The organism is Rhodoferax sp. OV413 (assembly GCF_945881795.1).
Taxonomy (GTDB): Bacteria; Pseudomonadota; Gammaproteobacteria; order Burkholderiales; family Burkholderiaceae_C; genus Allorhodoferax.
Window position 1 is genome coordinate 31239 of the sequence record NZ_CAMCVG010000012.1, and the last position, 8662, is coordinate 39900.

The window sequence follows — 8662 nt, forward strand, 5'->3', positions numbered from 1 at the left end:
AAGTAGCTATGAATTTAGTAGCGTCAAGGTGCGGGCTGCCCTGCCCAGTGCACCCGCCGGGCCAGCCGCTCAAACCCCATGTCGGCGGCAATCGCCAGCAGCCCCACAAGCACGGCGCCTTGCAGCACATAGGCGGTGTTAAAGCCGGAGAGCCCGACGATGATGGGCGAGCCCAGGGTTTTGGCGCCCACGGTGGACGCGATCGCCGCGGTGCCGATGTTGATGATGACCGAGGTGCGTATCCCCGCCAGCCACAGCGGCATGGCCAGCGGTATTTGCACCTGCGTGAGAATCTGCCGCGGTCCGAGGCCCATGGCGGTTGCCGACTCCAGCACCGGGCGTGGCACCGATTCCATGCCCGCCATCGTGGCCTGCAGCACCGGCAAAAGCCCGAAGAGCGTCAGTGCAATCAAGGCGGGAAACTCCCCGAAGCCCACCGCTGGCACTGCGACTGCCAAGACGGCCACCGGCGGAAAGGTTTGCCCCATCGCAGCCACCGCCTCCAGCAATGGCCGGAAGGCGCGTCCGGCAGGCCGCGTGGCGGCCACGCCCGCTGCCGTTCCCAGCATGATGGCCATGGCGCTGGACAGCAGCACCAGGCCAAGGTGTTGCCACAGCAAATCAGCCAGAGGATCCTGCAGATACACCGGGCGGGGCAGCGCCGGGAAAAGCGTGGTGAACAAAGGCATGCTGTGCGGCAGGCCGTAGGCCAGCGCCAGCAGCAGTGCCAGCGTCCATAACAGCCGGTCGCCCCACCAGCGGGCCGGGCGTCCCGGCGGTTCAGCCATGCCGGGCATCCAACAAATCCGCAGCCTGCACCTGACCGACCAGCGTGCCAGTGGCATCGACCACGCCGAGGGTCGACACCCCCATTGCCGCCATCTGCGAAATAGCCTCCCGCACGGTGGCGGTCCCCGCAATCCGATGGGCAGGCCCGGCACCCTGAATCGCTCGCACCAGCGCCGCAATCGTGCGTAGAGAAAGTTGTCTCAGCCCGAGATCCGCGCGACCCATAAAGTCGGCCACAAAGTCGCTGGCGGGTTGCTGCAGCAGTTCCAGCGGCGTGCCAACTTGTGCGATCCTGCCGTGGTTCAACAGCACGATGCGGGTGGCAAGAAGCAGGGCTTCGTCGATGTCGTGGGTGACCAACACAATGGTTTTTCCGGTGGCGCGGTGAATGCGTTGGAGCTCCAGTTGCAAGCTTGCCCGGGTCACCGGATCCAGCGCGCCGAAGGGTTCATCCATCAGCAGCACATCGGGGTCTGCGGCCAGCGCCCGCGCTACGCCCACCCGCTGCTGTTGCCCGCCGGAGAGCTGGTGCGGGTAGCGGCTCGCGTACTGGGCAGGCGCCATGTCCAGCAGTTGCAAAAGCTCGGTGACACGGGCCTGAATGCGCTCGGGCTCCCAGCCCAACAGCGTGGGCACCGTGGCAATGTTGCGCGCCACCGTCCAGTGCGGGAACAGGCCGACCGACTGGATGGCGTAGCCCATGCGGCGGCGCAGGTCCTGCACATTGAAGCTGTAGATTTCTTTCCCGTTCAGCAGGATGCGGCCGCCATCGTGGTCGACCATGCGGTTGATCATCTTCAGCGCGGTGGACTTGCCCGAACCCGATGGGCCGAGCAGCACCAGCAGCTCGCCTTGTGCGATGTGCAGGTTCAAGTCCTTGATGGCGGGTGTGCCGTCGTAGGACTTGCAGGTGTGGTCAAAAGTGATCATGCGGCGCGCCTCTCCAGCAAACTGCCAAGCGCCTTGAAAAAATGATCCGCCAGCAAGGCCAGCAGCACGATTGGGATCACGCCCAGCATGACCAGCTCATTGGCTGCGCTGAACAAGCCGTCAAACATGATGCTGCCCAAACCACCCGCCCCCACCAGCGCGGTCACCGCCGCCAGCCCAGTGGTTTGCACGACCGCCGTGCGCAGCCCGATCAGCAGTGCCGGTAGGGCCAGCGGTAACTCAACCTGCCACAGCACCTGCCGGGGCGTCATGCCCATGGCGCGCGCGGCAGTGACCGTGGCATCGGGCACCTGCTCCAGCCCGGCCAAGGTAGAGCGCACGACAGGCAGTAGCGCATACAGCATCAGCGCCAGCACGGCCGGCGCCAGGCCGATGCCGCTGAAGCCAAGTCGCCCCAGCGCGGGCGCCTGGGCGGCCAGCCATGCCAGTGGCGCCATCAGCAGACCGAATAGGGCGATGGAGGGAATGGTTTGAATCACATTGAGCACGGGAAACACGTTCGCGCGCAGGCGCGGCGCGCGGGTCATGCGCCAGGCCAGCGGTACCCCGACGGCCACGGCCGGCGCCACCGCAAGCAGCACGATCTGCAGATGGCGCAGTGTGGCGGGCCCGAGGACATCGCTGTGGTTGGCGTATTCCCGGGCGATTGACAAGTCATGGCCCGCGCCCAGGGAAAACAACAAAGGAAGGAAGAGGGCTCCTTGCAGCAGCAAGCGGGGCAGGGTGGCCAGTTGCAGGCGGGCTACCGCGTCCAGCCCAGCCATCCAGCCCAATGCCGCCAGCGCCCAGAACCCAGCGCCCAGGGTCGTGCGTGTGAGTGGGCCCTCTGACTGGCTGGCAAGGCTTGCGTGGTGGCCGGCCAACAACCACAGGCCGGCAATCCCTGTAGCCATAGCCCAGGCGACGGTGACCTGCATGGCACGCCGGCGGGGCTGCGCGATGGCAAGGCCCAACACCACGATCAACAACACCGGAGGCCACAGCTCCGCGGAAAGCCCGCTTCCCAGGGCCTGAATGACGTCCCCTAAAAAAACCGGCTCGCCAGACAGTAGCCGGTTGGGTGCGACCCGCACAAAGGGCAGGCCCCAGGCAGCCCCCAGTCCGAGCGACACACACACTGCCAGCACCGGGTTCCAGCGGTGGCTAAGCACGGGTGCCACCGCAGTGCTTATTTAAGGAAGCCCTTGCTTTGCAGATAGGCCGTGGCAACCTTGCGGGGGTCCTGGCCTTCGAGTTGAATGCGGGCATTCAGCGTTTGCAGTGTGGGGCCGTCCAGCGATTTGAAGATGGGCGCCAGTACGGTCGCGATGGCGGGGTGGCGCTTGAGCACGTCCTCCCGCACCAGCGGGGCGGGGGCGTAGACCGGTTGCACGCCCTTGGGGTCTTCCATGACCACAAGTCCCAGCGCTGCCAGCGGGCCGTCAGTTCCGTAGGCCATGGCGGCGTTCACTCCCGATGTTTTTTCCGCAGCCGCCTTGATGGTGGCGGCGGTGTCTCCACCAGCCAGCACCAGCGCCTGATCCGCCCGCAGCTTGAAGCCGTATGCGCTCTGGAAGGCGGGCATGGCGTCTGCTCGCTCCATAAACTCGGCCGACGCAGCCAACTTGAAGGCGCCGCCCTTGGCGATGTAGCGTCCCATGTCATCCAGGGTGCGCAGCTGGTTGGCGGTAGCTACGTCTTTGCGCACGGCAATCGCCCAGGTGTTGTTGGCGTTGGCGGGCTCCAGCCAGACGATTTTGTTCTTCTCAAAATCCATTTTCTTGGCAAGTTCAAAACCTGCGCGCAGGTCTTTCCAGGCTTTGCTACTCTCATCGCCCAGCATGAAGGCACCGTTGCCGGTGTATTCGGGGTAGATATCAATTTCGCCCGCCACCAGGGCGGCGCGTACGACCTTGGTGTTGCCCAGCGAGACCTTGTTTTCGGTCTTGATGCCATTGGCTTCCAGTGCCAGCACCACCATGTTGCCCAGCAACTTGCCCTCGGTGTCGATCTTGGAGCCTACGCGCACGGGGCTCTGGGCATGGGCGGCCCAGCTTGCCAATAAGCCGGTTGCCAGCACCAGCAAAGTACGGCGGAAAAGGGGATGGGACAAATGCATGGGGTGGCCTTTCAAGTGGTTCCAGAGAATAAGCGAAACCGATTGCCCCCGTGTGTGCCGCCTTGTAGGTTGCTGTGTTGCAATAAAGGCCTGTAACATCTCACCGGAGACCGCCATGAAAGCCATTTGGAACAACACCGTCATCGCCGAGAGCGAGGACACCGTGCTAGTTGAAGGGAATCACTACTTTCCCGCCAGCAGCCTCAACCGGGACTATGTGCAGTTCAGCAATCAGAAGACGAGCTGCGCCTGGAAAGGCCAGGCCAGCTATTACTCTCTGATGGTCGGTGGTGAGATGAACATTGACGCCGTCTGGTACTACGCAGACCCCAAGCCAGAAGCCGCCATGGTGCGCGACCGCGTGGCGTTCTGGAAGGGTGTTCAGGTGACCGGCGCTTAGCTGCCGGACGCTCAGTAGGGCGTGGTGCCGTAGTAGGCATGGACGTCTTTGGCCCAGGTCTGGTCGGACATGTTGGGCCAGTTGTCCTTGTCAAAGCCGGGGGGACGTCGGGGTTTCGGGGCGTAAATGCGACCTGAGGTGGACAGTGTTCGTCACTCGCCCTGCGGAGTGTTGCGCCCTGTTACCCGACTCGCCTGTGACCTTTCGAACAGAGCACATCCGACGCTATTACGATAGCCCCATGGAGCCCCTACAACGCCGCATTCTTCAAGCCTGTTTGTACGAGGGCATTGCCATTGCCGTGGTGACGCCAACGCTCTCTATTGCTTTTGCGCACCCGCCCGGCTCTGCGTTGGTGCTTTCTGCGGTGATGTCGGGTATTGCGCTGGCGTGGAACTATGTGTTTAACACTCTGTTCGAGCGCTGGGAGTCCCGGCAAACTGTCAAGGGGCGTTCGGCCCGGCGCAGGTTGGCACACGGGCTGGGGTTTGAAGGCGGTCTGGCGCTTATCTTGATGCCGGTGATGGCCTACTGGCTGGAAATTTCTCTGTGGGCCGCTTTTGTTGCTGATCTGGGCCTGCTGGCGTTTTTCTTCTTTTACACGGTGGGTTTTACCTGGGTATTCGACCGTATTTTTGGCTTGCCGCGTTCTGCGCGCCAATGACATAGCCCGGCTTATCCGCCGTAAGATGTTCGGATGAACACAGCCACCATCTCTGCGACCGCTTCTGCGACCGCTCCTGACCCGTCCCCTTTAGCGCCCCTCAGGCAGGATGCCACCGTGATCGGTCTAGTTGGGTTGGCCCATGCCAGTTCGCATTTCGGGCACCTGTTGCTGCCGCTGCTGTTCCCGGTGTTTATGCAGGAGTTCGGCTTAAGCTACTCCCAGCTGGGTTTGCTGATGACCGTGTTTTTTGTGGTGTCGGGCGTGGGGCAGGCCTGTGCCGGTTTTGTCGTAGACCGGATGGGTGCGCGGCCCTTGTTGTTCGTCGCCATGGGCTTGTTTGCGGCAGCGTGTGTGGCCGCTTCGCTGGTGACCGGCTACCTCGGGCTTGTGGTTGTGGCGGCGCTCGCAGGTCTGGGCAATGCGACCTTCCATCCGGTGGATTTCACCATCCTCAATCAGCGGGTCTCGGCCCCGCGCTTGGGTTATGCCTTCAGCGCGCACGGCCTCACCGGCAACCTCGGATGGGCAGTGGCGCCGGTGTTTTTTGCCGGATTTGGTGTGCTGCTGGGCTGGCGCCAGGCCTATCTGGCCGCTGCGGTGTTGTATCTGGGCGTGTTGGTGCTCCTGTTTTTGCAGCGCGAGCATTTGCACACTTCCGTCGTCCCCAAACCGGTCTCCGCCCTGGCAGCGGGGCAGTCCGGTACCGTCCGGGCGGAGCACGACATGGCCTTCATGAGGCTGCCGGTGGTGTGGTGGTGCTTTGGCTTCTTCCTGCTCTCGACGATGACACTGGCCGTGGTGCAAAGTTATGCGGTCTCCATCCTCAAGGCCATGCACGGCGTGAGTTTCGAGGCGGCAACGCTCACGATTTCGTCCTACATGTTGTGCGGCGCTGTAGGCATGTTCATCGGCGGCTTTGTGGCCGCCAAGTCGCAGCACTCCGACCGTGTAGTGGCGCTTTCCATGTCGGTAGGCGCCTTGCTGCTCGCGCTGTGCGGTACCGGCTGGCTGGGTGCCACCGGCACCATGGCGGTGCTGGCAATTACCGGCTTTGCGGTGGGCATTGGCGGCCCCTCGCGCGACATGATGATTAAGAAAGCGACACCCAAGGGTGCGACCGGCCGCGTCTATGGCCTGGTGTATTCGGGGCTGGATACGGGCTTCGCAATCTCGCCGCTGGTCTTCGGTGTGTTCATGGACCGGGGCTGGTATGGCGCCACTTTGCTGGGGGCTGCGGTGGTGCTGCTCCTGAGTGTGGGTGTGGCGCTGGGCGTGGGCAAACGCAGCTCCGTGCCATAACAGACAGACGGCCCCTTCGGGCCTGCGTAGGCTGCAAGCATCTGATCCGTTCGTTCTGCAAGGCGCAGCGAGCGGATCAGAAAACGTGACGCAGCGCAATCTTCTTGCTTGGCGTCATGTCCCTGTTCCATCACGAGGGCGCACTATGCACAATCTTCCTTCCACGGCCTATACGGCCATTTATGCCGTCACCCTGGCCAGCCTCAGCGCTTGTGCCGGCATGACGTCCCAAGAAAAAGGCACCGCCATCGGGGCGGGCGTCGGCGCGGTCGGCGGCGCCGTGCTGGGGGGCGGCACCCTGGGCACCTTAGGCGGCGCTGCAGTTGGCGGCGTGATTGGCCATGAGGTGAGCAAGCCATGAACTTCACCCAAGCCACCAACACACTTCTGGGCGCCAACGGCCCCCTGGAAACTGACGTCAAGCCCCTGCTGAACCATGCCGCCCAGCAGGCGGATGATCTTCTGCAAAGCACTGCCGAAGCCCTGCACCAGCAGCGTGAACGCCTGCAGGAGCGGGCCGAGCACACCCGTGAGCAGGTGAGCACCTATGTGCGCGAAGAGCCGGTGAAATCTCTGCTGATGGCGGCGGCGGCGGGCGCAGTGTTGATGGGCGTAACCGCGCTGCTGATGCGCGGCCGCTCGCACCGCGACCACTGAGCGATGGGCTTCTCGCCCTCCAGTGCGCCGGCAGCCATTTGGGCTCTGTGGAGGCGCAGGCCCGACTTGCTGCTGGCGCATGTTCACGCCTACGTCGATTTGGCCCGCGAGGAAAGCGGCGCATGGGCGGCCTTCTGGTTGTGCCGTCTGATGTGGCTGGCGGGGGCGGTCCTGTTGGGAGCGGTGGGCCTGACTCTGGCCGGTGTGGCCATCATGCTTGCGGGCTCCGGCTCTCAAAGCAACATGGCTTTGGTCGCAGTGCCGGCGTTCATGCTGGCAGCAGCAGCGGTGTGCGCCTGGCTGGGCAGCCGCGGCCCCACACCGCCCGCCCTGGAGGCGCTGCGCGCCCAGTGGGAAGAAGATTGCCGCATGCTTGTGCCGGAGGAGTCGTGAACGAAACACCCGCCCAGCGCTTAAAGGAAAGCCGCCAACGCATTCAGCATGAACTGGCCCGCGGGTCTTTTGCCGATGCCCAACTGGCCGGCGCACTGCTGTTGCAGGTGGCAGGGCGGTTCCCCGTCACCAGCCTGGTGCTGGTGCTGGGCGCTGTGGCCTTGGTGGTGCGGGCGCTGCCCAGGCGCCCGGCCCGTTCTGTCGCCCCGCGGCAGAGGGGTTGGAAGGCAGTTCTGCGCAATGTGGCCTGGCACTTGGCAGAGGGCGCCTTGTTAGCTGCGTTGCAGCCACGCACATCCCAAAATCCCGGCCGGCCACAGCCTCAGACTCCGCCTCAGCTCAAGCCAGAGGCTACGGCTTCAAAAAAGGCGTAGCCGGTTTGCTGGCGCTTGGCTCGGTACATGGCCGCGTCTGCATGGGCTAACAACTCCAGGACGGTGGCGCCATGGTCGGGGCAAATAGCGATGCCGATGCTGGGGCGTACCGTCAGTTGCCCTGTCTCAATGCGGCAGGGCGCGGCCACCGTTTCCACCAGTTTTTCTGCAATCTGCATCAGCTGCTCGGGTTGCCCCAGCCCGCGCAGGAGCCCGGCAAATTCATCACCACCCAGGCGGCACACCACATCGTTTTTTCGCACCGCGCGGCTCAGGCGCGCGGCGATGACTTTGAGCACCGTGTCGCCCGCAGCGTGGCCGTGGGTATCGTTGACCTTCTTGAAGTCATCGAGGTCCATAAAGAAAAGCGCCAGCGCCTTTCCGCTGCTGCGGCGCTCGGCGATGGCTTCCTTCAGGCAGCTCTCGAAGTAGCTGCGGTTGGGTAGGCGCGTGAGGCTGTCATGTTCGGCGCAGTGGCGGGCGCGGCGTTCTCCGGCGCGGGTTCCCTGCAGTTCGCTGCGGGCCTTGTCCAGGGCGCTGCGAAGCTGGGCGGCCTCATCCTCCAGACGTTGGTTTTGCTCCAGCACATCGTCGAGCTCGGCATACAAGCCGCAGGCTCTGCCGGTGCACAGGAGTGTTGAAGCATTGGGTAGAGAGGTTTTCGGGCATATGTTCATGAACAGATCTCCTTTGGTTCCTGCGGATGCCGTGTTTGTATTTCGCGCGTCCATGTATGGTCTGTTCGGCACCGAACATGCCTGCCCTTACCGCACAGACGGCTGTGGCGTGGAGCGCACATGCTGGCGTCTTTCGACCACAAGGAAATCACCATGCACCGCAATCGCTTACTCGCCGGTCTTCCGCGCGCCGATGCCCGACTGATGCGGGCCGCCGGGCGCTGTGTTCCGCTGCAGATGAATCAGGACCTGGGCAAGCCCGGGCAGCGGCAGAGCTATGTGCTGTTTCCCTTGCAGGGTTATGTGTCGCTGCTGGCCGATGCGGGCGACGGCCACGCCATGGAGGTGGGCTTGGTC

At 63.8% G+C, this 8662-nt stretch carries 12 protein-coding genes and 2 pseudogenes; 8 read left to right on the plus strand and 6 right to left on the minus strand.

All coding sequences use genetic code 11. The features are described from left to right. Positions 1 to 23 precede the first annotated feature (23 nt). The 4 genes from Q0O05_RS03005 to Q0O05_RS03020 are packed head-to-tail and all read right to left on the minus strand — an operon-like array spanning position 24 to position 3838. Positions 24 to 788, minus strand: coding sequence for an ABC transporter permease (locus Q0O05_RS03005; RefSeq protein ID WP_293660411.1), 765 nt, complete (start codon positions 786 to 788; stop codon positions 24 to 26). After that, positions 781 to 1719, minus strand: a complete 939-nt coding sequence (locus Q0O05_RS03010) for an ABC transporter ATP-binding protein (RefSeq protein ID WP_293660412.1) — start codon at positions 1717 to 1719, stop codon at positions 781 to 783. The genes Q0O05_RS03005 and Q0O05_RS03010 overlap by 8 nt, the downstream gene beginning before the upstream one ends. Further along, positions 1716 to 2891, minus strand: coding sequence for an ABC transporter permease (locus Q0O05_RS03015; protein WP_293660413.1), 1176 nt, complete (start codon positions 2889 to 2891; stop codon positions 1716 to 1718). The genes Q0O05_RS03010 and Q0O05_RS03015 overlap by 4 nt, the downstream gene beginning before the upstream one ends. Before the next feature lie 17 nt (positions 2892 to 2908). Then, entirely contained in the window at positions 2909 to 3838 is a 930-nt protein-coding gene (locus Q0O05_RS03020) for an ABC transporter substrate-binding protein (protein ID WP_293660414.1), read from the minus strand. A 115-nt stretch (positions 3839 to 3953) separates the two neighbouring features. On the opposite strand from Q0O05_RS03020, the gene Q0O05_RS03025 reads away from it, so the two are divergent. Next, on the plus strand, positions 3954 to 4238 hold the full coding sequence (locus Q0O05_RS03025; RefSeq protein ID WP_293660415.1) for a DUF427 domain-containing protein: 285 nt from the start codon (positions 3954 to 3956) through the stop codon (positions 4236 to 4238). An 11-nt stretch (positions 4239 to 4249) separates the two neighbouring features. Here the strand turns inward: Q0O05_RS03025 and Q0O05_RS03030 are convergent. Next, positions 4250 to 4339: pseudogene (locus tag Q0O05_RS03030) on the minus strand (photosystem reaction center subunit H); the annotation flags it as partial. Between the two features lie 140 nt (positions 4340 to 4479). Here Q0O05_RS03030 and Q0O05_RS03035 point away from each other — a divergent pair. From Q0O05_RS03035 to Q0O05_RS03060, 6 genes are all read left to right on the plus strand, one after another. Continuing rightward, positions 4480 to 4902 carry a PACE efflux transporter gene (locus Q0O05_RS03035; RefSeq protein ID WP_293660416.1) on the plus strand — a complete coding sequence of 141 codons (423 nt, stop codon included), beginning with the start codon at positions 4480 to 4482 and terminating at the stop codon, positions 4900 to 4902. 117 nt (positions 4903 to 5019) lie between these two features. Beyond that, the gene (locus tag Q0O05_RS03040; protein ID WP_293660417.1) at positions 5020 to 6204 is read left to right on the plus strand and encodes an MFS transporter; all 1185 of its coding nucleotides are present in this window, start codon (positions 5020 to 5022) and stop codon (positions 6202 to 6204) included. A 145-nt stretch (positions 6205 to 6349) separates the two neighbouring features. Then, positions 6350 to 6565, plus strand: coding sequence for a glycine zipper 2TM domain-containing protein (locus Q0O05_RS03045; protein WP_293660418.1), 216 nt, complete (start codon positions 6350 to 6352; stop codon positions 6563 to 6565). After that, positions 6562 to 6861 (plus strand): hypothetical protein, encoded by a 300-nt coding sequence (locus Q0O05_RS03050; protein ID WP_293660419.1) that lies wholly within the window; start codon positions 6562 to 6564, stop codon positions 6859 to 6861. The genes Q0O05_RS03045 and Q0O05_RS03050 overlap by 4 nt, the downstream gene beginning before the upstream one ends. A 3-nt stretch (positions 6862 to 6864) precedes the next feature. Then, positions 6865 to 7254 (plus strand): hypothetical protein, encoded by a 390-nt coding sequence (locus Q0O05_RS03055; protein ID WP_293660420.1) that lies wholly within the window; start codon positions 6865 to 6867, stop codon positions 7252 to 7254. Continuing rightward, positions 7251 to 7628, plus strand: a complete 378-nt coding sequence (locus Q0O05_RS03060) for a hypothetical protein (RefSeq protein ID WP_293660421.1) — start codon at positions 7251 to 7253, stop codon at positions 7626 to 7628. Before Q0O05_RS03055 ends, Q0O05_RS03060 begins: the two co-directional genes overlap by 4 nt. Here Q0O05_RS03060 and Q0O05_RS03065 read toward each other — a convergent pair. Further along, positions 7589 to 8305 (minus strand): GGDEF domain-containing protein, encoded by a 717-nt coding sequence (locus tag Q0O05_RS03065; protein ID WP_293660422.1) that lies wholly within the window; start codon positions 8303 to 8305, stop codon positions 7589 to 7591. The genes Q0O05_RS03060 and Q0O05_RS03065 overlap by 40 nt on opposite strands. Before the next feature lie 120 nt (positions 8306 to 8425). Here Q0O05_RS03065 and Q0O05_RS03070 point away from each other — a divergent pair. Further along, positions 8426 to 8662: pseudogene (locus Q0O05_RS03070) on the plus strand (hypothetical protein); the annotation flags it as partial.